22 protein-coding genes and 1 pseudogene are annotated in these 21,000 nt (G+C 69.8%); 12 read left to right on the forward strand and 11 right to left on the reverse strand.

Annotated features, from left to right (window positions below; genetic code table 11):
* Positions 1-67: 67 nt before the first annotated feature.
* Positions 68-289 (forward strand): annotated as a pseudogene (locus AB0N66_RS28380) (hypothetical protein); the annotation flags it as partial.
* Positions 290-392: 103 nt separating this feature from the next.
* Positions 393-575, forward strand: a complete 183-nt coding sequence (locus AB0N66_RS28385) for a hypothetical protein (RefSeq protein ID WP_365440234.1) — start codon at positions 393-395, stop codon at positions 573-575.
* Positions 576-774: 199 nt separating this feature from the next.
* On the opposite strand, the gene AB0N66_RS28390 is transcribed toward AB0N66_RS28385, so the two are convergent.
* On the reverse strand, positions 775-1,629 hold the full coding sequence (locus AB0N66_RS28390) for a hypothetical protein (RefSeq protein ID WP_365440236.1): 855 nt from the start codon (positions 1,627-1,629) through the stop codon (positions 775-777).
* A 136-nt stretch (positions 1,630-1,765) separates the two neighbouring features.
* Positions 1,766-2,080 (reverse strand): hypothetical protein, encoded by a 315-nt coding sequence (locus AB0N66_RS28395; protein ID WP_365440238.1) that lies wholly within the window; start codon positions 2,078-2,080, stop codon positions 1,766-1,768.
* Between the two features lie 172 nt (positions 2,081-2,252).
* Between AB0N66_RS28395 and AB0N66_RS28400 the strand changes: the two genes are divergently transcribed.
* Positions 2,253-2,411, forward strand: a complete 159-nt coding sequence (locus AB0N66_RS28400) for a hypothetical protein (RefSeq protein WP_365440240.1) — start codon at positions 2,253-2,255, stop codon at positions 2,409-2,411.
* Here the strand turns inward: AB0N66_RS28400 and AB0N66_RS28405 are convergent.
* Positions 2,379-2,921: a PadR family transcriptional regulator gene (locus AB0N66_RS28405; RefSeq protein WP_365440242.1), complete on the reverse strand. Its 543-nt coding sequence runs from the start codon at positions 2,919-2,921 to the stop codon at positions 2,379-2,381. The genes AB0N66_RS28400 and AB0N66_RS28405 overlap by 33 nt on opposite strands.
* Positions 2,922-3,030: 109 nt before the next feature.
* Here AB0N66_RS28405 and AB0N66_RS28410 point away from each other — a divergent pair, with 109 nt between their 5' ends.
* Positions 3,031-3,789, forward strand: coding sequence for an alpha/beta hydrolase (locus AB0N66_RS28410; RefSeq protein WP_365440244.1), 759 nt, complete (start codon positions 3,031-3,033; stop codon positions 3,787-3,789).
* A 4-nt stretch (positions 3,790-3,793) separates the two neighbouring features.
* Here the strand turns inward: AB0N66_RS28410 and AB0N66_RS28415 are convergent, their stop codons facing one another.
* The gene (locus AB0N66_RS28415; RefSeq protein ID WP_365440246.1) at positions 3,794-4,393 is read right to left on the reverse strand and encodes a class I SAM-dependent methyltransferase; all 600 of its coding nucleotides are present in this window, start codon (positions 4,391-4,393) and stop codon (positions 3,794-3,796) included.
* A 152-nt stretch (positions 4,394-4,545) separates the two neighbouring features.
* Here AB0N66_RS28415 and AB0N66_RS28420 point away from each other — a divergent pair, with 152 nt between their 5' ends.
* The 5 genes from AB0N66_RS28420 to AB0N66_RS28440 all read left to right on the forward strand — a co-directional run bounded on the left by AB0N66_RS28420 (position 4,546) and on the right by AB0N66_RS28440 (position 9,647).
* Positions 4,546-5,319, forward strand: a complete 774-nt coding sequence (locus AB0N66_RS28420) for an MHYT domain-containing protein (protein ID WP_365440248.1) — start codon at positions 4,546-4,548, stop codon at positions 5,317-5,319.
* 56 nt (positions 5,320-5,375) lie between these two features.
* Complete coding sequence (locus tag AB0N66_RS28425; RefSeq protein WP_365440250.1) at positions 5,376-7,910, forward strand: nitrate- and nitrite sensing domain-containing protein; 2,535 nt, start codon at positions 5,376-5,378, stop codon at positions 7,908-7,910.
* Complete coding sequence (locus tag AB0N66_RS28430; protein WP_365440252.1) at positions 7,907-8,344, forward strand: roadblock/LC7 domain-containing protein; 438 nt, start codon at positions 7,907-7,909, stop codon at positions 8,342-8,344. The genes AB0N66_RS28425 and AB0N66_RS28430 overlap by 4 nt, the downstream gene beginning before the upstream one ends.
* 19 nt (positions 8,345-8,363) lie before the next feature.
* Entirely contained in the window at positions 8,364-8,777 is a 414-nt protein-coding gene (locus tag AB0N66_RS28435) for a DUF742 domain-containing protein (RefSeq protein ID WP_365440254.1), read from the forward strand.
* A gap of 264 nt (positions 8,778-9,041) precedes the next feature.
* Positions 9,042-9,647, forward strand: a complete 606-nt coding sequence (locus AB0N66_RS28440) for an ATP/GTP-binding protein (RefSeq protein WP_365440256.1) — start codon at positions 9,042-9,044, stop codon at positions 9,645-9,647.
* A 56-nt stretch (positions 9,648-9,703) separates the two neighbouring features.
* Here AB0N66_RS28440 and AB0N66_RS28445 read toward each other — a convergent pair whose 3' ends face one another.
* On the reverse strand, positions 9,704-10,132 hold the full coding sequence (locus AB0N66_RS28445; protein ID WP_365440258.1) for a PPOX class F420-dependent oxidoreductase: 429 nt from the start codon (positions 10,130-10,132) through the stop codon (positions 9,704-9,706).
* A 94-nt stretch (positions 10,133-10,226) separates the two neighbouring features.
* On the opposite strand from AB0N66_RS28445, the gene AB0N66_RS28450 reads away from it, so the two are divergent.
* On the forward strand, positions 10,227-10,637 hold the full coding sequence (locus tag AB0N66_RS28450; RefSeq protein WP_365440260.1) for a roadblock/LC7 domain-containing protein: 411 nt from the start codon (positions 10,227-10,229) through the stop codon (positions 10,635-10,637).
* 128 nt (positions 10,638-10,765) lie between these two features.
* Complete coding sequence (locus AB0N66_RS28455; protein ID WP_365440262.1) at positions 10,766-11,800, forward strand: DUF6397 family protein; 1,035 nt, start codon at positions 10,766-10,768, stop codon at positions 11,798-11,800.
* Positions 11,801-11,848: 48 nt separating this feature from the next.
* Here the strand turns inward: AB0N66_RS28455 and AB0N66_RS28460 are convergent, their stop codons facing one another.
* Both AB0N66_RS28460 and AB0N66_RS28465 read right to left on the reverse strand, forming a co-directional pair.
* Entirely contained in the window at positions 11,849-12,715 is an 867-nt protein-coding gene (locus AB0N66_RS28460) for an acyl-CoA thioesterase II (protein ID WP_365440264.1), read from the reverse strand.
* Positions 12,716-12,734: 19 nt separating this feature from the next.
* Positions 12,735-15,248 carry a DUF3516 domain-containing protein gene (locus AB0N66_RS28465; RefSeq protein WP_365440266.1) on the reverse strand — a complete coding sequence of 838 codons (2,514 nt, stop codon included), beginning with the start codon at positions 15,246-15,248 and terminating at the stop codon, positions 12,735-12,737.
* Between the two features lie 145 nt (positions 15,249-15,393).
* On the opposite strand from AB0N66_RS28465, the gene AB0N66_RS28470 reads away from it, so the two are divergent.
* Positions 15,394-16,188 (forward strand): metal-dependent hydrolase, encoded by a 795-nt coding sequence (locus AB0N66_RS28470; RefSeq protein WP_365440268.1) that lies wholly within the window; start codon positions 15,394-15,396, stop codon positions 16,186-16,188.
* A gap of 35 nt (positions 16,189-16,223) precedes the next feature.
* Here the strand turns inward: AB0N66_RS28470 and AB0N66_RS28475 are convergent, their stop codons facing one another.
* The 4 genes from AB0N66_RS28475 to AB0N66_RS28490 form a co-directional block, all read right to left on the reverse strand.
* Complete coding sequence (locus tag AB0N66_RS28475) at positions 16,224-16,499, reverse strand: type B 50S ribosomal protein L31 (protein ID WP_365440270.1); 276 nt, start codon at positions 16,497-16,499, stop codon at positions 16,224-16,226.
* A 42-nt stretch (positions 16,500-16,541) separates the two neighbouring features.
* Entirely contained in the window at positions 16,542-17,006 is a 465-nt protein-coding gene (locus AB0N66_RS28480) for a DUF5709 domain-containing protein (RefSeq protein ID WP_365440272.1), read from the reverse strand.
* A 234-nt stretch (positions 17,007-17,240) separates the two neighbouring features.
* Positions 17,241-19,022 (reverse strand): ABC transporter ATP-binding protein, encoded by a 1,782-nt coding sequence (locus AB0N66_RS28485; protein WP_365440274.1) that lies wholly within the window; start codon positions 19,020-19,022, stop codon positions 17,241-17,243.
* Positions 19,019-20,872 carry an ABC transporter ATP-binding protein gene (locus AB0N66_RS28490; protein WP_365440276.1) on the reverse strand — a complete coding sequence of 618 codons (1,854 nt, stop codon included), beginning with the start codon at positions 20,870-20,872 and terminating at the stop codon, positions 19,019-19,021. Before AB0N66_RS28490 ends, AB0N66_RS28485 begins: the two co-directional genes overlap by 4 nt.
* Positions 20,873-21,000 lie beyond the last annotated feature (128 nt).

Below are 21,000 nucleotides of genomic sequence, written 5' to 3' on the forward strand. Positions count from 1 at the left end.
TACAGCACTCCGGCTGACAGGCAAGAACGGCGGAGCCGTTGCGCGGGTCGCCTTCTGCCGGGGGTGACACCGGGCAATGTTCGTCATCCACCGGGACACGGCTTGCGCGCCCAATCGCGGGGCCAGGGAGATGCCCGCCCCGTCTGCGGTCGCCCAGCCTCTGGTGCGCGCGCACTGCCGAGAGTTGGGTATCCACTATACGGATATACGGATGCCTGGGCTCGTCGACTCCTGGCGACAGGCCCTGCGCCACATGCATGAGGGCGGGGAGCCTCTCAGGGTTGGCTAGGGGTCGGGCCTCAGGGTCGTATCAGGGTCTCGGTCCGGAACCGTGGGAGGCGCGGACCCGTTCTCAGGACAGAGAGCGGCATTAGCCGCGAAGGAGGCGACACATGTCGAAGAAAGCGAAGATCGCCGCAGGGGGTGTGGCGGTCGGGCTCATCCTGCTGATCTGGCTGCCCTGGTGGGCCGCCTTCCTGATCGTGCTGGGAGTCCCGGCGGCCGCGTACCTGGCGCTGGACCCCTCGCAGCGGCGCAGGCTGCGCCGCGTCACGCGCAAGGAGATCGGTCGCTGAGGGGCCACCGATCGGTTACGCCTCCGCCCAGCGCGCCGGAGCCGACCACAGCACCGCTCGCGGGCCCGCCATCGGCGCCGTCCGCGAGTGGGGTTGTGCTCCCGGCTGCCACGTGTCGCCGCGCCCGGCGGCAGCCCGGAAACTCAGGGCGCTCATCCCAGGAGGATCGTGTTGTGCGGGTATCGCGTATCGCGGTCGCTCAGCTGGGGCGTACCGCCATTTTGTCGAGGGCGTCCAGGAGGCCGGGCAGCTCCGGACCGCGTCCGACGGGCAGGACTTCTCCGGGCTCCTCGTCGAGGAGGACGAAGGCGATGTCGTCGGTTCTGGCGACCAACGACCAGCCTGGGCCGTCGGCGCGCAGGGTCCGGGCGTCGGTCGTGGCGAAGGCCGAGCGGACGCGGCCGAGCGGAGGTGGCGTGTCCACGTAGGAGCGTGCCTCCGCCAGGACCCTGCGGATACCACTGAGTGGCTCGTCTTCGGTGCTCTCGGTCCGGTCCGAAGGATCCTCAGGGGCTTCTTCGGTCGGCGCCTCGCCGTCCGGCTTCACGAAATCCGCGTCGTCTATCTGCTCTCGCCAGGTCGCCCACTGCAGCGCGATCTCGTCGGCGCCGAGGCGCCGTTGGGCCGGGCCCCAGGTGGTGGTGTCCGGCGGGCGCAGTGGGGGCCGCTCCGTGAGCTCGGGCCCGGGGTCGTGCGGGGCCGGTACCCCTGGGGCGGCGACGGCGACGTCAAGGGGCCAGCCGGGCAGCGCGGAGACGACCGTGCGCTCGTCCGGCGACAGATCGTGTTCCATGCCGCAGTCCCAGGTGGCGATGGCGACGGCGACGAGTGAGACGTCGTCGATGACAACAGTCCACCGCGCGCCCTCGCCGTCCTGGCCGATCACGAGACCGTACCCATCGGCCAGGGGTGCCAGGTCGAGCGCCGCGCAGGCCGCCGGGTAGTCGTCCCCCAGCACGCTGGGGAACTTCGCCGGTGTCAGCAGCACCGCCGTCAGCACAAAAAGCGCGTCGTCGTCCACGGTGGCGATGGCGTCATCGTCCGTCCCGGCCATCCCAGCCTCCCCATCGCCTACGTCCGTCGGCGCACCCTAATGCGATCGGAAGGCGCTTGTCACGAGTGCCAAGCGCAGTCAGAGCTGCGGCTATCAGGCTGGACAAGGCGCAACGACCGTCCGGAGCCCTTGCCCGTCACACGGCGGGCAGTCCGAGCAGTGTCCGGGCCACCGTCTGCGTCGACTCGTCACGCTCCCGTGCCAGGGCGATGACAGCCCGGCAGGCCAGCTCGTTCACGCCGAACGACAGAGCCTCCGGCGACACCCAGGCCGCGGCCTCTTCGATTCGGTCCTGGTCATCCTCCGCGCACGCCGATACGTACGCCGCGGCCGCCTCGAACAGGTTGTGCGTGGCTTTCTGCGGCCGTCGTGCCGCGGGCTGTCCTTCCTCGGACCGCTCGGCCGTCTTCCTGCCCCACGTCTTGCGGAGTCTGCCGAATATTCCGGACATCTGGCCGCCTTCCCCCGTGACGACCCGAGCGGGTCGTCGCTCATCGCTCAACTAATGCTACTCAACGTAGAGTTGGAGCCTCGGCGGCAGAAGAGGGTCGCGCCGGTGAAGCGGCACGACCGACTGGAAGGGCGAGAGCGTTCGCCGAGCCTTCGGAGTGGCCCAGGAGCTGATGGCCACCTGGTACCCGCACCCGTCCGCGCCCGAACTGTGCGCGGCAGACGGTGGGGAGATCAAGGGCTTCGCGGACGGCTGTCGCGTCCCCGAGCCAGGCATACCTCCGGCGCCCGGCATCGCATCACCCGTCTCCCTCGCCGCTCCCGTCGAGTGAGTCGATCGTGTCCCGCAGCCAGGCGAGTTCGGCCCGGCTGGTGGCCCGTGCAATGGTGAGGATGCCGCGCCGGAAAGGATCGTCCAGTTCCTCGGCGCGCAGCGGTCTGTCACCTTCGTAGAAGAAGCTCGCGGGCTCCTCCAGGAAGGCGAGCCTGCGCCGCAGTACGACGGCCTGCGCCGCCGGGTTCTCCAGGTGTCTGAGGAAGGCGAGCACGGTGAACCAGCGGTTCTCGTCGGTGATGTCGCGCCGCGCCGGTTCCGCCAGCCGGTGACGCAGTTCGCGTCCGCCCTCCTCGGTGAGTGTCAGAACGTGACGCGGAGCCGCCACGGATCCGGGCTGCGTCGCCCGGGCCAGCAAGCCGGCCTGCTCCAGTCGCTTGATCGCGGGATACAGGGTGCTCTCCGCCACGGGCTTCACATGGCCTGTCAGCGCGGTGATGCGTTTGCGCAGCTCATAGCCGTGCAGCGGGGCGTCGTACAGGAAACCGAGGATGGCCAGCTCGAGCATGACCACATTCTGCCGCACTCTCGCTGTACATCGCTTCATCTATACATCGTGTCCGATGTATTCTCCTGAAGGCGCGAGAAAATGGTGAAGCGGCACAGAGGAGAGCGTGATGAGACAGGCCGAGTTCGACGGCAAAGGAAGCCAGATCCGCTGGACGGAGACGGCGGGTGCCGAACCGGCGCGCGTGTACGTCCATGGGCTGGGGGCGGCATCGACGGTCTACAACGCGCACATCGCGGCCCGGCCCGAACTGGCAGGCCGCCGCACCCTGTTCGTCGATCTGCCCGGCCACGGCATCAGCGACAGACCCGCGGACTTCGGCTACACGCTGGAGGATCACGCCGATGCACTGGCGGCGGTTCTGGACGCGGGCCGCGTCACCGGGGCGGAGTTCGTCGCGCACAGCATGGGCGGCGCCGTCGCCATCGTGCTCGCCCATCGGCGGCCGGACCTCGTCGCGCGGCTGGTTCTCGCGGAGGCCAACCTCGATCCGTACCCTCCGGCCGTGGCGGGCAGTAGCGGCATCGCCTCGTACGAGGAGGACGACTACGTCGAAAACGGCGGCCACGCGCGCGTGCTCGACAAGGTCGGCGCCTCCTGGGCGGCCACCATGCGCCTCGCCGACCCGCGCGCCCTGCACCGCACGGCAACCGGGCTCGCGCGGGGCACGAAACCCACGATGCGCCACATGCTCCGAGACCTGACGGCGGACCGCGTATATCTCCAGGGCGAGCTGAGTGGCGAACTCCCGGGCAGGGAGGGCCTGGAGGCCGCCGGAGTGCGGGTGGTGACCGTGCCCGACGCAGGGCACAACATCATGTTCGACAACCCCGATGCCTTCGTGGCGGAGGTCGCCGGAAGGGCCTGAGGCGTCAGTGGCGGCATGCGGCCAGCGCGAGGAACCGGCTGTCCTCGTCGACGTATGACGTCATGTCCCAGCCGGAGCCGGCAAGCAGGGGGCGCAGGTTGGCCTCGTCGCGCAGGTCGTCCGGAGTGAGTCGCCGGCCCTGGCGGGCCGCGAGTGCCGCCCGGCCGATCGGGTGGAAGAGCGCCAGGACCCCGCCGGGCCGTACGACTCGTGCCAACTCCCGCAGATTCTCCGCCGGGTTCGGCAAGTGGGCGATAAGGCCTGCCCCGAACACCGCGTCCAGCGACTCGGTACGCAGGGGCAGCCCGGTGACATCGGCGAGCAGTAGCTGCCCCTCGCGGTCCCGTCCGGCCCGCACGGCGGCCTCCAGCATGGCTGGAGTCAGATCGGCCCCCAGGACCACTCCGGAGGGCCCCACGGCCGTTCGCAGTGGCGGCAGGGCGCGCCCCGTGCCGCAGCCCGCGTCGAGCACACGGGCGCCCTCACGCAGCCCCAGTTCGGCGACCGCTGCCGCATACGCGGGACCGTCGTCGGGGAACCGGGTGTCCCAGTCGGCCGCGCGTGCCCCGAAGAACTCCTGGACATGTGTGTGATGGTCGCTCATGTTCCGCATGATCCCTCACCGACACGAAGTACGACCCGACGCACACGTTCGAGCGGGACACGATCGTTCAGTTGCACCTCTCCGTCATATTTCAACACCTTTCGAAATGCGCCCCCTTGGTGCGCCCCTGCCCGGACTAGCGTCCCTGAGCCATGGGACACCTGGACCACGCAGCCTTCGGTTGGCTGACCCCCGTGCTGTCGTACGCGATGGCCTGCATCGGCGCCGCCTTAGGGCTGCGCTGCACCGTCCGCGCGCTCGGTGCCACGGGGCGGTCGCGCCGCAACTGGCTCCTCGCCGCGGCCTCGGCGATCGGCACCGGCATCTGGACGATGCACTTCGTGGCGATGCTGGGCTTCAGCGTCAGCGGGACGGAAATGCGCTACAACGTGCCGTTGACCATCGTCAGCCTGCTCGTCGCCATGGTCGTCGTCGGCGCGGGCGTCTTCGCCGTCGGTTACGGCCGCGACCGCGGTCGAGCCCTTGCCCTCGGCGGGCTCACCACCGGCCTTGGCGTCGCGAGCATGCACTACCTGGGTATGGCCGCGTTGCGGCTGCACGGCGACGTGCACTACGACCCGGCCCTTGTCGGGCTCTCCGTCGTGATCGCCGTGGTCGCCGCCACCGCCGCCCTGTGGGCGGCACTCAACATCAAGTCGCCGGTGGCGGTCGCAGTCGCCTCCCTCGTCATGGGAGGGGCCGTGAGCAGCATGCACTACACCGGAATGATCGCGGTGAGCGTGCGTGTCAGCCCCTCCGGCGAAGCCCTGCCCGGGGCCACGGCGATGCAGTTCATCTTCCCCCTCGCCGTCGGCCTCGGGTCCTATCTCTTCCTGACAGCGGCGTTCGTCGCCCTGTCGCCGACGACCGGTGAGCGCGAGGCGTCCGCGTCGGCCCAGCGGCCGGTCGAGACCATCGCCCGCTAGCGGCGGCCCCCCCCGGGCCGGCAGGCACGACCCGAAACCATCCGAGCGAGGAGGCCATGCGTACACCCCGTAGGACCCCCAAGGCCGGCGCCGAGACGTCGACTCAGCCCCCGGCCCGAGGCCGGCGCGCGCACGCGGGCCCGCCGGCCGACGAGCGCGTGGACGGCGACGAGACCGCCACCGGGCCGCCGCCACAAGCACCCCCGCGCGTGGGTACGTGGCGCATTCGCCCCCGCACCGTACGGGCCAAGATCGTCTGTCTGTTGATGGTGCCGGTCGTCTCGTTGCTCGCGCTGTGGGCGTACGCCACAGTGACGACCGCTCAGGACGTCGCACGGCTACGGCAGTTGCAGAGCGTGGACTCGACGGTCCGCGCACCGGTCGACGCCGCCGTCGCCGCGCTCCAGACCGAGCGCGCGGCCGCCGTCCGGTATGCGACCGCACCCGCCGCCGCGCAGGAGAAAGACCTCAAAGAGCTGGCCAGGCGCACCGACCGCGCGGTCGCGAAGCTCCGACTGGGCGAGCACAACACCGTCGCCGACGGCGCCGACCTGCCCGCCGGAGTGGCCGCGCGCCTCGACGCCTTCGTCACCGGAGCCGAGCGGCTGCGATCCCTGCGCGCCGCCGTACTGGACCGGCGTAAGGGATGGGACGACACGTACAGGACATACACCGGAACCATCTCGACCGCCTACGCCGTGGACGGCGCACTCACCGGCATCCAGGACGCAGAACTGGGCTCCGACGCGCGCGTGCTGCTCGAATTCTCCCGGGCAGGGGAGGCGCTCGCCCAGGAGGACGCGGTGCTGTCCAGCGCCCGGCTGGCCAGGACTCTCGACGGAGAGCGGTTGCGGTTGTTCACGGGGGCCGTCGACACCCGCCGTACGCTGACCGACGCCGCTGCGGCGGATCTCAGCGGGTCCGAACGAGCCGCCTGGGACAACCTCGTGGAGGGGAGCGCGTACGCCGACGTGCGCGCCGCCGAGGACAAGGTGCTCGCGGCCCAACCCGGCGGCAAAGCGATAGCCGCCGCGCCGGAAGCCGACTGGAACACCGCCCACGCGCGCGTGCAGAACGCGATGCGGACGATCGAGGAGAACGCGGCCCGCGGTGTCGCGGACCGGGCCGACCCGTTCACACGCGGAGTACTCACTCCGGCCGGTGCCGCGGTCCTGCTCGGACTCGCCGCGGTCGTCGCGTCGCTCGTCATCTCGGTACGCATCGGACGCGGACTCGTCGTCGAGCTGGTGGGCCTGCGCAACAGCGCCCTTGAGATCGCGCGTCACAAACTCCCGCAGGCCATGCGCAAACTGCGCGCGGGAGAGGAGATCGACGTCCGCGCCGAGGCCCCGCCCGGGCCACCCGCCGAGGACGAGGCCGGACAGGTCGCGGAGGCCCTGGGCACCGTGCACCGAGCCGCCCTCCGCGCCGCCGTCGAACGCGCCGAACTCGCCGGCGGAATCTCCGGGGTCTTCGTCAATCTCGCCCGCCGCAGCCAGGTTCTCGTGCACCGTCAGCTGAACCTGCTGGACAGCATGGAGCGCAGGTCCGATGACCCCAACGAGCTGAGTGACCTTTTCCGGCTGGATCACCTCACCACCCGGATGCGGCGCCACGCGGAGAGCCTGATCATCCTCTCCGGGGCCGCGCCTGGCCGTGCCTGGCGGATGCCGGTCTCGCTGACGAACGTGGTCCGCGCGGCCGTGTCCGAAGTCGAGGACTACGCGCGCGTGGAGGTTCGACAACTTCCCGAGGCACCGGTGGTGGGTGGTGCGGTGGCCGACCTCACCCACCTCCTGGCGGAGATCGTCGAGAACGCCGCCCAGTTCTCACCACCGCACACCCGAGTCCGGGTCAGCGGCGAGCCCGTCGGCAACGGCTACGTCGTGGAGGTGGAGGACCGGGGGCTTGGCATGGGCAAGGAGACGCTCGCCGAGGCCAATCACCGGATCGAGCAGTCCGAGGCGCTCGACCTCTTCGACAGCGATCGGCTCGGCCTCTTCGTGGTGAGCAGGCTCGCGGCCCGGCACGGCATCAAAGTGCACCTGCGGACCTCGCCCTACGGCGGTACCACCGCGGTCGTTCTGCTGCCCACCACCCTGCTGCACGGCGGCGCGGCGGAACGTTCCCCCCGCAGGGCCGGCACGGAAAGGCCCGCGGAACGCGAGTACGCGCGCGTGTCGGCCGCGCCGGAGCCGGACTCCGTCCAGGCCGTCACCGAGCGACCCGCATTGGTGCCGCCCATACAGACCGCCGTGGAAACCCCGGCCAACGGTTCGCCCGAGAACCCGCCGCCAAGAGTCACCACGTTGCGGCTGCACCGGCCTCCGGAGGAGCCCGAAGAGTCCGACGACCTTCCCCGGCGGGTGCGGCAGGCGAGTCTCGCGCCCCAACTGCGCGAACAGCGCTCCGAAGAGCCGCTCGAAGCAGCGGGTGACCGCACCGACGATCAGCGAACTCCCGAACTCGTACGGGATCGCATGTCGGCCTACCGCGACGGTTGGGCGCGCGGCAGCGGCCGGCCACCCGGCCTCCGTGCCACACCCGACCCCGAAGCGGGCAACGACAGCAGTGAAGGAGACCCCGCATGATCCAGGATCCGAACATGAGGGCCGCCCCGCAGTCCGGCGAACTCGACTGGCTGCTGGACGACCTGGTGCTGCGCGTGGCCGAGGTGCGGCACGCCGTGGTGCTGTCGAACGACGGACTCGCGGTGGGCGCGTCCACCGCGCTGGAGCGTGAGGACGCTGAACACCTCGCCGCCGTCGCCTCCGGTTTCCACAGCCTCGCCAAGGGTGCCGGACGGCACTTCGGTGCCGGGGGAGTACGTCAGACCATGGTGGAGATGGACGACGGCTTCCTGTTCGTCGCGGCCGCGGGCGACGGCTCATGCCTTGCTGTCCTCACCGCCGTGACAGCCGACATCGGCCTGGTGGCGTACGAGATGGCGCTGCTGGTCAAGCGGGTCGGCGAGCACCTCTACACGCCGGCGCGCGTCGGCGCACAGCCGCCCGCAGCCGGATGAACGAGGACGGTCGGAGCAGATGACCGAGGACACGTCGGGCGCCCTTCAGCAGGAGGGCAGCCAGTGGTACGACAACGAGGCCGGCCCCCTCGTCCGCCCCTACGCGATGACAGGTGGCCGCACCAAACCCGGCCCTACGGGTGTGCGCTTCGACCTGATCGCCCTTGTCACGCTCGACACGAGCGCACCTGGCGTCGACGACGACACCTCACTGGGACCGGAACACCGGGCCTTGATCGAACTGTGCCGTATCGAGACACAGTCGGTGGCCGAACTCTCCGCCGACGCCGACCTGCCGGTGGGCGTGGTCAGGGTGCTCCTGGGCGATCTACTGGAACTGGGCTGCGTCACGGTGAGCCGCCCGGTGCCTCCCGCCCAACTGCCCGACGAGCGGATCCTCCGCGAGGTGATCGATGGACTGAGGGCGCTCTAGATGAGCCAGGCAAGGAAGAACGAAGTCAGCGACAGCCAAGTAGCCAGTGAACCAAGTCGCCCTGTCTTGCGCCCATTTGCTGGCACATCCGGATACCGGATGAGCGGGAGGCGGCCCCAACGGACTAATAACGGTCCAATCCCTCGTAGGGGGACCGGAGTTGTCATGATGCTGACTTCGCGCACCCGCACAGAGCTACCGACCCGGACCCCGCACGGACGTACCCACGTCGACCGTTGCGGGCACTCCCGAGAGAAGTGATCGATGGTCTCCGAGAACTCCGATGCCTCGGATGGTGACATGACCGCCCTGGCATTGAAGATACTGGTCGCCGGTGGATTCGGCGTGGGCAAGACCACCCTGGTGGGCGCGGTCAGCGAGATCAGGCCGCTACGCACCGAGGAACTGCTGAGCGAGGCGGGACAGTCGGTGGACGACACCGACGGCGTGGACCAGAAGGTCACGACTACCGTCGCCATGGACTTCGGCCGGATCACCATCAGGTCCGGTCTCTCGCTCTATCTCTTCGGAACCCCCGGCCAGGACCGGTTCTGGTTCCTGTGGGACGAGCTCTCACAGGGCGCCCTCGGTGCCGTCGTCCTCGCGGACACCCGGCGGCTCGAGGACTGTTTCCCCGCGGTGGACTACTTCGAGCACCGGCACATCCCGTTCGTGGTGGCCGTCAACTGCTTCACGGGCGCCCGTTCCTACGGCGCTCAGGACGTGTCCCGTGCCCTCGATCTCGATCAGGGCACGCCCGTGGTGCTCTGCGACGCCCGTGACCGCGACTCCGGGAAGGAGGTGCTGATTCGTCTTGTGGAGTACGCCGGGCGGGTTCACACCGCCCGGCTGCTCGACTCCGTCGGCTGAGACACCTCGCGGCCGCTCCGAAGGGCCTTGGCCCGTCCGCGGGCGGATCGCGACTCTCAGTCGGCCACCGCGGCGTAGGCCAGAACCTTGCTGATCCTTACGCGCACGAGGAGTTCACCGGGAGTCCCGTTGCGCTCACCGAATTCCGCGGCCCGCTCCTCGCCCATGTAACGGGCGCCGATCCGGGCGGCCCAGTGCCGCAGTTCGTCGAGATCCTCCGAAAGCTCGGCCCGTCCCTCGATGACGACGAAGTCGAAGGGCGGCCGATCGTCGTCCACACACAACGCGACCCGCCCGTCCCGGGCCAGATTCCGTCCCTTGACGCTCTCCTTCGAGGTGTTGAACAGCAGGTCCTCACCGTCCAGCAGAAACCAGATCGGCGCCACATGCGGTCTTCCGTCGGCTCGGACGGTCGACAGTTTTCCGGTGCGGGTTCCGTGCGAGACGAACGCCCGCCATTGCTCGTCGGTCATCTTCTGTGCCATGCCCCCATCCTCCTTGCCGGGGCAGCGGCTGTGGTGAAGGCTGGCTGGTCAGATCCTCCGGTCAGGGGGAGAGACACCACGGGGAGACCGGATCATGGCGCAGACGGGACTCGGCTGGTTGCTGGACGACCTCACAGAGCGCGTCGCACACGTACGGCACGTGCTGGTGCTCTCCAACGACGGGCTGGTGAGGGGCGCGAGTACGGGACTTCGGCGTGAGGACGCCGAACATCTCGCAGCCGTCTCGTCAGGTCTGCACAGCCTCGCCAAGGGCTCCGGCCGCCACTTCGGTGCGGGTCAGGTGCGCCAGACGATGATCGAGTTCGACGACGCGGTGCTCTTCGTCACCGCGGCGGGCGCCGGCAGCTGTCTGTGTGTTCTCAGCGCCGCGGAGGCCGACATCGGCCAGGTCGCCTACGAGATGACCCTGCTCGTGAACCGTGTCGGCGAGCACCTCGGCGTGGACGAGCGACATCCGGAGAGCGCACCCGTCGAAGACCTCTGACCTGCGCATACGTCGTCACGGCCCGAGTTATCTACAGGCTCGACGCGAGATCCGCCGAACCGGCTACGGTTTTTCCCGAGGCAAGCGCACGCCAGCGCGAGCAACTCGTACGACGGGGGAGAATCGCCATGTCCGGCAACACCATCACGGCCATCACGCAAACCGCCACGTCTGCGGTCGGCACCTCCGTGCCCGCCACTCCTGCCGCAGACCCGGCAGGCACAGGGACACGCCGACCGACCCTCGCGCTCAGCCGTGCCGCGCGAGAACTCGACCTCAAGCGCGGTGAGTTCGACCTAGCGGTACACCTCGGGTGCGTCCGGACCATCCCCGACGAAGGGGGAGGAGGACGCCGAGTCTCCCGCACGGAGATCGACCGGGTGCGCTCCGAGGACGGCTATCCCAAGGCCCTGCGGGATCGCGTCAAGGCCGTGGGCACGACCGAGGGAGCCGCTCTTATGGAGGTGACGACCGCCAGGTTCACGCGTCTCGCGCGGCTGGGTCTGGTGGTTCCGGTGAAGTTCTACCTCAACCGTTACCGGGCGGTCGTGTGGCTGTATCGGGCGGAAGAGCTGCGGCAGTTCGCGGCCGACAAGGACAACGCCAGGCTGCTGAGCGGCCGTACACCCGAAGGGCTCCGGGACCAACTGGACGAAGGCCTGGACCTCCGTCCCCGTAACTGGCGGGGGCGCCACATGGGATTCCTGTTGCGGCAGAGCGAGGATTCCTGGGAGCGGGCCGCGATCGTGGCGTCCCTGCTCGACCCGGTCGACGTCGCCGAGATCGTCAGGGATCCGCACGAGCGCGCCTATGTGAACCGGCTCCGGCCCGAACGCGCCTCCCACGGCACACCCGACTCTCCCGCTGCACAGACCGCTTCACGGATCATGACGGCCGGCGATCCCGACGAGATCAGCTGGCTCCGGGCAGACCTGGGCCAGCTTCTCGCCGAAGCCCGCGATCTTCGCCCTGCTCCGCGCCCTGCGCCAAGGGCTTCACAGCCGACTGCCGCACAGGCGACTCCTTCACCCTCGATGGCCCCGCAGCCGATGCCCTCCCGGCCGGGGCCGATCGCCCCGCCGGACCGCCCCAAGCCCGAGGAACCCGAGGAGCACGAGCGACCGCGGAAGCTGCTCCGCTGGCTGCGCCGCAAGACCCCCTGACCATCAGAGCACCAGAGCACCAGAGCACCAGAGCACCAGAGCACTTCGCTACAGAGCTCTGAAAAGCCCCTCCTGGACAACCGAGACGAGCAATCGGCCCGCCTGGTCATAGATGCGTCCGCGGGCCAGCCCGCGACCGCCCGTCGCGATCGGGGACTCCTGGTCGTACAGGAACCACTCGTCCGCCCGAAACGGCCGGTGGAACCACATGGCGTGGTCCAGCGACGCCATGTCGAAACCTCGCGGACCCCACAGCGGTTCCACCGGAATGCGCACGGCGTCCAAGAGGGTCATGTCGCTCGCGTACGTCAGCGCGCAGGTGTGCACGAGCGGGTCGTCGCCCAGCGGCCCGACGGCGCGCATCCACACCGCGCTACGCGGCTCGGCGTCCTTGATCTCCTCGGGCGTCCAGCGGAGCCGGTCCACATAGCGAATGTCGAAAGGCTGGCGCCGTGCCATGCGCTCCAACGCTTCGGGGAGCGCGCCCAGATGCTCCTTGATCTCCTGCGCCAACGTCGGCAGCGATTCCGGATCCGGGACCTCGCGGGCCGGCGGCAGCTGATGTTCGAAGCTCCCTTCCTCAGGCTTGTGAAAGGAGGCGGTCAGATTGAAGATCGTGCGGCCCTGCTGCACGGCGGTGACGCGACGGGTGGTGAACGACCGCCCGTCCCGGACCCGTTCGACCTGGTACACGATCGGCACGCCCGGGATTCCCGGGCGCAGGAAGTACGCGTGCAGAGAGTTCACCGGCCGGTCGCCTTCCGTGGTGCGCCCGGCGGCGACCAACGCCTGGCCGGCCACCTGGCCGCCGAACACCCGCTGCAGTGACTCCTGCGGGCTGCGGCCACGGAAGATGTTGACCTCGATCTGCTCCAGGTCGAGCAGATCGACAAGGCTCTCGGCTGGATTCGTCATGTGTGGGATTCTCCTGTGCTCACAACTGGCCGACGTCGGTGACCCGGACGACCGCGAGGCCCTCGGCATCGGAGGCCGCGAGATCGACCTCCGCGCTGATGCCCCAGTCATGATCGCCATTGGGGTCGGCGAAGGTCTGCCGGACGCGCCACAGGCCGTTCTGCGGCTCCTCGACAATCGACAGCAGCTTGGGGCCACGGGCGTCGGGGCCGGTGCCGAGGTCCTCGTACTCGTCCCAGTACTTGTCCATCGCCTCCCCCCAGGCATCGGCGTCCCAGCCGGAGTCGGCATCCAGCTCACCGAGCTCGTTCACATGGTCGAGGGCTGCGAGTTCGACGCGCCGGAACATGGCGTTACGGACGAGGACGCGGAAGGCGCGGGCGTTCGCGGTAACCGGCTTGACCTGGTCGGCCTTCTCCTGGGCCTCCTCGGCCGTCATCACCTCGGGGTTGGCGAGCTGCTCCCACTCGTCCAGGAGGCTGGAGTCGACCTGACGCACCATCTCGCCCAGCCAGGCGATCAGGTCCTCCAGGTCATCGGACTTGAGGTCGTCCGGGACGGTGTGCTCAAGGGCCTTGTAAGCACTGGCGAGGTAGCGCAGGACGATGCCCTCGGTACGGGCGAGTTCGTAGTGGGAGACGAACTCCGTGAAGGTCATGGCCCGTTCGTACATGTCACGGATGATGGACTTCGGCGACAGCGGATGGTCACCGACCCACGGATGGCTCGTGCGGTAGACGTTGTAGGCGTGGAAGAGCAGCTCCTCCAGCGGCTTGGGGTACGACACCTCCTGGAGCCGCTCCATGCGCTCCTCGTACTCGACGCCGTCCGCCTTCATCGCCCCCACGGCCTCACCGCGCGCCTTGTTCTGCTGGGCCGCGAGGATCTGCCGCGGATCGTCCAGCGTGGACTCGACGACCGACACCATGTCCAGAGCGTACGAGGGGGATTCGGGCTCCAGGAGCTCGAACGCGGCGAGCGCGAAGGTCGACAGCGGCTGGTTGAGCGCGAAGTCCTGCTGCAGATCGACAGTGAGCCGCACGATGCGGCCCTCGGCGTCCGGCTTGTCGAGCTTCTCGACGACGCCGCCGTCGAGAAGCGAGCGGTAGATGGCGATCGCCCGCCGGATGTGCCGCAGCTGCTGCTTGCGCGGCTCGTGGTTGTCCTCCAGCAGGTGCCGCATCGCCTCGAAGGCGTTCCCGGGCCGGGCGATCACCGAAAGAAGCATCGTGTGGGTGACCCGGAATCGGGAGGTCAGCGGCTCGGGCTCGGAGGTGATGAGCTTCTCGAAGGTGTTGTCCGTCCAGCCGACGAAACCCTCGGGAGCCTTCTTGCGCACCACCTTGCGGCGCTTCTTCGGGTCATCGCCGGCCTTGGCGAGCGACTTCTCGTTCTCGATGACGTGCTCGGGCGCCTGAGCGACGACGAAGCCCGCGGTGTCGTAGCCCGCGCGTCCGGCGCGGCCGGCGATCTGGTGGAACTCGCGGGCACGAAGGGTCCGGACCCGGGTGCCGTCGTACTTCGTCAGCGCCGTGAACAGCACGGTGCGAATGGGGACGTTGACGCCGACGCCGAGGGTGTCCGTACCGCAGATGACCTTCAGGAGACCCGCCTGGGCCAGCTTCTCCACGAGCCGTCGGTACTTGGGCAGCATGCCCGCGTGATGCACGCCGATGCCGTGGCGGACGTAGCGGGAGAGGTTCTGGCCGAACTTGGTGGTGAAGCGGAAATTGCCGATCAGGTCGGCGATCCGGTCCTTCTCCTCACGGGTGCACATGTTGATGCTCATCAGTGCCTGCGCCCGCTCCACGGCCTGCGCCTGTGTGAAGTGCACGATGTAGACGGGAGCCTGCTTGGTCGCCAGCAGCTCGGTGATGGTCTCCGTCAGCGGCGTCAGCACGTATTCGTAGGACAGCGGCACGGGCCGGGTCGCCGAGCGGACCACCGACGTGGGACGGCCGGTGCGCCGAGTGAGGTCCTTCTCGAACATCGAGACGTCGCCGAGTGTCGCCGACATCAGGATGAACTGCGCCTGTGGCAGTTCCAGGATCGGGATCTGCCACGCCCAGCCGCGGTCGGCCTCCGCGTAGAAGTGGAACTCGTCCATCACGACTTGGCCGACGTCGGCGTGCTTGCCGTCGCGCAGCGCGATGGAAGCCAGCACCTCGGCGGTACAGCAGATGATGGGGGCATCGGCGTTCACGGAGGCGTCGCCGGTCAGCATGCCGACGTTCTCGGTGCCGAACATCTTGCACAGCTCGAAGAACTTCTCCGAGACGAGCGCCTTGATCGGCGCGGTGTAGAAGGTGACCTCGTCGCGGGCGAGCGCTGCGAAGTGCGCCCCCGCGGCGATCATGCTCTTGCCCGAGCCGGTGGGTGTCGAGACGATCACATTTGCACCCGAGACCACCTCGATCAGCGCCTCCTCCTGGTGGGGATAGAGGGTGAGACCGCGTTCCCCGACCCACGACTCGAAGGCTTCGTAGAGGGCGTCGGGGTCTGCGGTCTGCGGCAGCTGATCGATAAGGGTCACGCACCCATCTTGCCTGTGAACCCACTCGATGGGGGAATCGGATGCTCGTCCGAAGATCGCGAACGCTACGCTGTGGCGCCGACGCAGCGTCAGCGCATGCGGGCAACTGGACAGCGGCACAAGAGGAATGGGGCGGGGAACGGCCATGATGGGACCAGCACACTCACTGTCGGGAGCCGCGACGTGGCTCGGCGTCGGAGCGGCGGCGGCCGCCGCCGGTCATGCCATGCCCTGGCCGGTCCTCCTGGTCGGCGCGCTGATCTGCGCGGGCGCCGCGCTCGCCCCCGACCTGGACCACAAGGCGGCCACTATCTCGCGCGCCTTCGGACCCCTCTCCAAGTGGATGTGCGAGGTCGTCGACAAGCTTTCGTACGCCGTCTACAAGGGAACACGCAAGCCGGGCGACCCGCGCCGCTCAGGCGGGCATCGAACGCTGACGCACACCTGGCTATGGGCGGTGCTGCTCGGCGCGGGCGGTTCGGTCGCCGCGATCACGGGAGGCCGCTGGGCGGTCCTGGCCATCCTCTTCGTGCACCTGGTGCTCGCCATCGAGGGGCTGCTCTGGCGGGCGACCCGCGGTTCCAGCGCAGATGTCCTGGTGTGGCTGCTGGCCGCGACGAGCGCCTGGATCCTCGCGGGAATCCTGGACAAGCCGGGCAACGGCGCGGACTGGCTGTTCACGGACCCGGGGCAGGAGTACCTGTGGCTCGGGCTGCCGATCGTCCTGGGAGCCCTGGTCCACGACATCGGGGACGCCCTGACGGTCTCGGGCTGCCCGATCCTGTGGCCGATCCCGGTCGGTCGCAGGCGCTGGTACCCGATCGGCCCGCCCAAGATGCTCCGTTTCCGGGCCGGCAGCTGGGTGGAGCTCAAGGTCCTGATGCCGGTGTTCATACTGCTGGGCGGGGTGGGGTGTGCGGCGGCGCTCAACGTTTTCTGAGTGACCGGGGTCTTCTGAGTGACCGGGTCACGCGGTCATGCCGTACCGGCCCCGTTACTGCTCTGGTCCCCGCCCCCGTACCGCCGCTCGAACTGAGCGATCCGCCCCTCCGTGTCCACCGTCCGTGCCTTGCCCGTGTAGAACGGATGGCTCTCCGAGGAGATCTCGACGTCCACGACGGGGTAGGTCTCGCCGTCGTCCCAGTCGATGTTCCTGTCGCTCGTCGCGGTGGAGCGGGTGAGGAAGGCGTAGCCGGCGGCGCGGTCGCGGAAGACGACGGGGTGGTAGTCGGGCTGCTTGTCCTGCTGCATGGTGGATGCTCCTTGCGGGGGAGTGGTGGGGCCCGGTCAGCTCTACGGGGAGTCCTCGTCGACGATGTGCATCGCGGCCTCCTCGGCGGAGGCCGCGGCGCCGTCGATCCCTATGTCCGTGGCGAAGAGCTCGCTCTCCTCGTCCTCGTGAGCTCCTTCGTCGGGGGCCACGAGACGGCCGGAGCGGAGGTCACCCACCTCGTTGTCCAGAGGTTCGCCGTCGGTGTCCTCCAAGTCGCCGATGCCGTCTCCGTCTGGTTCGGCGATGTCGGGGACTTCCTCGGAGAGACGTTCGTCCAGGGTCTCGCCCTGCTGGCGTTCCGCCGCGGTCACCCCGGAGTGCTCCACCGCCCAGGGCCGCTCCGGCGGGGACCAGCCCCGGTCGAGGGGATCACCGACGCCGTCGGAGTCGAGGGTGTCCTCGGCGTCGAGCAGCCCCTCGTCGTCCTGTACCTCGGATCCGTCGGGCTGGTAGACGTCGTCTCCCCATCCGTCGGAGCTGTCCACGGGTACCTCCAGGTGGTGCGGGCCGGGCCCGGTAGCGCCGCGCTCGACGGCGGGCGCGCGGGCCGTTGGACACAGGCGTCGCCCGGCGCGAACCGGGTGGTTTCGGGGGGTTCCCCGGGCCGGTGTCCACATCCAGCCTTCCACCCCCCTTCGGCACCGCGCAACGGCACACGGCCCGACCAGGTGCGCCCATGGGTGTCCACGGGCGCACCTGGACCGGCTCGGCCCGCTCACTCACCCGTGCCAGGACCGCCAGAGCGCCGCGTACGCACCCTCGGCGGCGACCAGCTGGTCGTGGCTGCCGAGTTCGCTGATGCGGCCGTTCTCGACGACAGCGATGATGTCCGCGTCGTGAGCGGTGTGCAGTCGGTGGGCGATGGCGACCACGGTGCGGCCGTCGAGCACGCGGGCCAGGGAGCGTTCCAGGTGACGGGCCGCACGGGGGTCGAGGAGCGAGGTCGCCTCGTCCAGGACCAGTGTGTGCGGATCGGCGAGCACCAGCCGGGCCAGCGCGATCTGCTGGGCCTGGGCCGGAGTCAGCGCCAGCCCACCCGAGCCGACCTCGGTGTCCAGGCCGCCGTCCAGGGCCTGGGCCCAGCCGTCCGCGTCGACCGCGCCGAGTGCCGCCCACAGCTCGGCGTCGACGGCACCCGTCCGGGCGAGCAGCAGGTTGTCGCGCAGGGAGCCCACGAAGACGTGGTGCTCCTGGTTGACCAGGGCCACGTGCGAGCGCACCTCCTCGGCGGGCATCCGCGACAGCTCGGCGCCGCCAAGGGTGATCCTGCCGTCCCGGGGCGCGTAGATCCCGGCGAGCAGGCGGCCCAGCGTGGACTTGCCCGCGCCGGACGGGCCGACCAGGGCGAGCCGGGTGCCGGGCGCGACCGCCAGGGAGACGTCTCGCAGGACGTCCACGCCGGCGCGGTAGCTGAAGTGCACCTGGTCCGCGCGCACGTCACGCCCGTCCGGGGCCACCCCGGGGTCACCCGCGGCGGGCTCGATGTCCCGGACTCCGACCAGCCGGGCCAGCGAGACCTGGGCGACCTGCAGCTCGTCGTACCAACGCAGGATCAGTCCCACGGGGTCGACGAGCATCTGCGCGAGGAGCGCGCCCGTCGTCAGCTGGCCCACGTCGATCCAGCCCCGCAGGACGAACACCCCGCCGATCATCAGGACCGAGCAGAGGACGGTGACATGGGTGACGTTGACGACGGGGAAGAGCACCGAGCGCAGGAAGAGCGTGTAGCGCTCCCAGGCGGTCCACTCCTTGACCCGGCGATCCGACAGGTCGATGCGGCGCTCGCCCAGCCGGTGGGCCTCGATGGTGCGCCCGGCGTCCACGGTCTCGGCGAGGACGCTCGCCACGGCGGCGTAGCCGGCGGCCTCCGAGCGGTAGGCGGACGGTGCGCGCTTGAAGTACCAGCGGCAGCCGACCACCAGGAGCGGTACGGCGACCAGCACGGCGGGGGCGAGCGGCGGTGCCGTCACCGCGAGTCCGCCCAGCAGCAAGGCGACCCACACGACGCCGATGGCCAGCTGCGGCACGGCCTCGCGCATCGCGTTGGCGAGCCGGTCGATGTCCGTGGTGATGCGGGACAGCAGGTCGCCCGTCCCGGCCCGCTCCAGCACGCCGGGCGGCAGTCCCACCGATCGTACGAGGAAGTCCTCGCGCAGGTCGGCCAGCATCCGCTCGCCGAGCATCGCGCCGCGCAGCCGCACCTGACGTACGAACACGGACTGTACGACGAGGGCGAGGACGAACAGCGCGATCGTGCGTTCCAGATGGAGCTCACGCGCCTGGTCCGAGACCCTCTCGACGACCGAGCCCAGCAGGTAGGGCCCGGCCATCGAGGCCACGACGGCCACGGTGTTGACGGTGACGAGCAACAGGAAGGCCCGGCGGTGCCGTTGGAACAGTTCGGCCACGTAGGCGCGTACGGTCGCGGGGGCGCCGACGGGCAGCGTGTTCGCCGTCGTCGGGGCCGCCGGATCGTACGCCGGTGGCGCCAGGCCGATCATGCGGTCTCCTCGATTTCTTCCAGTACGTCTTCGAGCACGTCTGCGTCGATCTCTTCCAGCTCTTCCAGCGCGGCTTCTTTTTTGAGTACGGCTGCCAGGGCGCCGCCCGCGGAGGCCTCCTCGTCGGTCTCCCGGGTCACCACGGCGCGGTACCGCGCCTCACTGTGGAGCAGCTCGCGGTGTATGCCGACCGCCGCGACCTCGCCCTCGTGCACCAGCACGACCCGGTCCGCGTGGTCCAGGAGCAGCGGCGAGGAGGTGAAGACCACTGTGGTGCGGCCGGTGCGCAGGGAGCGGACACCGTCGGCGATCCGTGCCTCGGTGTGCGAGTCGACGGCGGACGTCGGTTCGTCGAGGACGAGCACCTCGGGATCGGTGATCAGCGACCGGGCCAGTGCGAGACGCTGGCGCTGGCCGCCCGAAAGGGAGCGGCCGCGTTCGGTGAGGCGGGCGTCCATCGGATCCTCCGTGTCCAGCGACCCCTCGCCGAGCGCGTCCAGCACGTCGCCGCACTGCGCGGCCGCCAGCGCCTCGATGGCGGTCACCGCGCCCGAGGAGGGCACGTCGAGCAGCTCGCGCAGCGAGCCGGACAGCAGCACCGGGTCCTTGTCCTGGACGAGGACGGCGGTGCGGGCCGAGTCGAGAGGCAGTTCGTCCAGCGGTACTCCGCCGAGGAGCGCCGACGTGCCCTCGACGCCGGGATGTCCGCCCAGCCGCTCGGCGAGCAGGCCCGCCACGTCCGGGTCGCCGCACACCACGGCGGTGAGCTGCCCGGCGGGCGCGAGCAGGCCGGTCGCGGGGTCGTACAGATCCCCGGTCGGCGCCTCTGCCGCTAGTGACCCGTCGCTGTCCATGGCGCGTTCGAGAGACAGCACCCGGGCTGCGCGCTTGGCGGACGGGCGCGAGAAGGAGTACGCCATGGCGATCTCCTCGAAGTGCCGCAGCGGGTAGGTGAGCAGCATGACCGCGCTGTACACGGTGACCAGTTCGCCGACCGTGATCCGGCCGTCGCGGGCCAGACCCACGCCGTGCCAGATGACGGCGATCAGCAGCAGACCGGGCAGCAGCACCTGGATCGCGGAGATCAGCGACCACATCCGGGCACTGCGTACGGCGGCGTGGCGGACTTCCTGGGAGGCGCGGCGGTAGCGGTCGAGGAACAGTTCCTCGCCGCCGATGCCGCGCAGCACCCGCAGGCCCGCGACGGTGTCAGAGGCCAGCTCGGTGGCGCGGCCGGCCTTCTCGCGCTGGAAGTCGGCGCGCCGGGTGGCGCGGGGCAGCAGCGGCAGCACGGCGAGTGCCAGGACGGGCACGCCCACGGCGACGAGCACGCCGAGGGCCGGCTGGTAGACGACCAGACCGATGCAGACCAGCACGATGGTGAGCGCCGCCGCCGTGAACCGGGACACCGCCTCCACGAACCAGCCGATCTTCTCGACGTCACCCGTGGAGACCGCGACGATCTCGCCGGCCGCGACCCGGCGGGTCAGCGCGGAGCCGAGCTGGGCGGTCTTTCGGGCCAGCAACTGCTGGACGCGTGCGGCGGCCAGGATCCAGTTGGTGACCGCGGCGCGGTGCAGCATGGTCTCGCCCAGCGCGATGCCGGCGCCGCACAGCACCATCACCCCGCCGGTCAGCGCCAGCCGTGTGCCGGAGCGATCGACGACGGCCTGGACGGAGAGGCCTACGCAGAACGGCAGCCCGGCGACCGACACGAAGTGCAGCAGCCCCCAGGCGAGGGCCTTGAACTGCCCACCGAGCTGGTTCCGGCCGAGCCACCACAGGAATCGGGGACCCGAGCGCGCGTCAGCCACTCCCGGGTCGGGGTACGGAAGGTCTTGAATCTGCATGACGTCCCAGTGGCTCGTGTCAGGGGGTGGGGGAAACCGTGGCCGTGGAATCCGCAGTCGATCGACCGCGAAGCTCGGCAACTGTTGGCAACAAACCGTGAAAGGTTCGCGTCGGAGCGTGGTCGAAA

Source organism: Streptomyces sp. NPDC093544, assembly GCF_040683495.1.
GTDB lineage: Bacteria > Actinomycetota > Actinomycetes > Streptomycetales > Streptomycetaceae > Streptomyces.

Coding starts and splice junctions, on each gene's coding strand:
- AB0N66_RS28385 (WP_365440234.1), top strand. CDS start 393: ATGTCGAAGAAAGCGAAGATCGCCGCAGGGGGTGTGGCGGTCGGGCTC.
- AB0N66_RS28390 (WP_365440236.1), bottom strand. CDS start 1,629: ATGGCCGGGACGGACGATGACGCCATCGCCACCGTGGACGACGACGCG.
- AB0N66_RS28395 (WP_365440238.1), bottom strand. CDS start 2,080: ATGTCCGGAATATTCGGCAGACTCCGCAAGACGTGGGGCAGGAAGACG.
- AB0N66_RS28400 (WP_365440240.1), top strand. CDS start 2,253: ATGGCCACCTGGTACCCGCACCCGTCCGCGCCCGAACTGTGCGCGGCA.
- AB0N66_RS28405 (WP_365440242.1), bottom strand. CDS start 2,921: ATGCTCGAGCTGGCCATCCTCGGTTTCCTGTACGACGCCCCGCTGCAC.
- AB0N66_RS28410 (WP_365440244.1), top strand. CDS start 3,031: ATGAGACAGGCCGAGTTCGACGGCAAAGGAAGCCAGATCCGCTGGACG.
- AB0N66_RS28415 (WP_365440246.1), bottom strand. CDS start 4,393: ATGAGCGACCATCACACACATGTCCAGGAGTTCTTCGGGGCACGCGCG.
- AB0N66_RS28420 (WP_365440248.1), top strand. CDS start 4,546: ATGGGACACCTGGACCACGCAGCCTTCGGTTGGCTGACCCCCGTGCTG.
- AB0N66_RS28425 (WP_365440250.1), top strand. CDS start 5,376: ATGCGTACACCCCGTAGGACCCCCAAGGCCGGCGCCGAGACGTCGACT.
- AB0N66_RS28430 (WP_365440252.1), top strand. CDS start 7,907: ATGATCCAGGATCCGAACATGAGGGCCGCCCCGCAGTCCGGCGAACTC.
- AB0N66_RS28435 (WP_365440254.1), top strand. CDS start 8,364: ATGACCGAGGACACGTCGGGCGCCCTTCAGCAGGAGGGCAGCCAGTGG.
- AB0N66_RS28440 (WP_365440256.1), top strand. CDS start 9,042: ATGGTCTCCGAGAACTCCGATGCCTCGGATGGTGACATGACCGCCCTG.
- AB0N66_RS28445 (WP_365440258.1), bottom strand. CDS start 10,132: ATGGCACAGAAGATGACCGACGAGCAATGGCGGGCGTTCGTCTCGCAC.
- AB0N66_RS28450 (WP_365440260.1), top strand. CDS start 10,227: ATGGCGCAGACGGGACTCGGCTGGTTGCTGGACGACCTCACAGAGCGC.
- AB0N66_RS28455 (WP_365440262.1), top strand. CDS start 10,766: ATGTCCGGCAACACCATCACGGCCATCACGCAAACCGCCACGTCTGCG.
- AB0N66_RS28460 (WP_365440264.1), bottom strand. CDS start 12,715: ATGACGAATCCAGCCGAGAGCCTTGTCGATCTGCTCGACCTGGAGCAG.
- AB0N66_RS28470 (WP_365440268.1), top strand. CDS start 15,394: ATGATGGGACCAGCACACTCACTGTCGGGAGCCGCGACGTGGCTCGGC.
- AB0N66_RS28475 (WP_365440270.1), bottom strand. CDS start 16,499: ATGCAGCAGGACAAGCAGCCCGACTACCACCCCGTCGTCTTCCGCGAC.
- AB0N66_RS28485 (WP_365440274.1), bottom strand. CDS start 19,022: ATGATCGGCCTGGCGCCACCGGCGTACGATCCGGCGGCCCCGACGACG.
- AB0N66_RS28490 (WP_365440276.1), bottom strand. CDS start 20,872: ATGCAGATTCAAGACCTTCCGTACCCCGACCCGGGAGTGGCTGACGCG.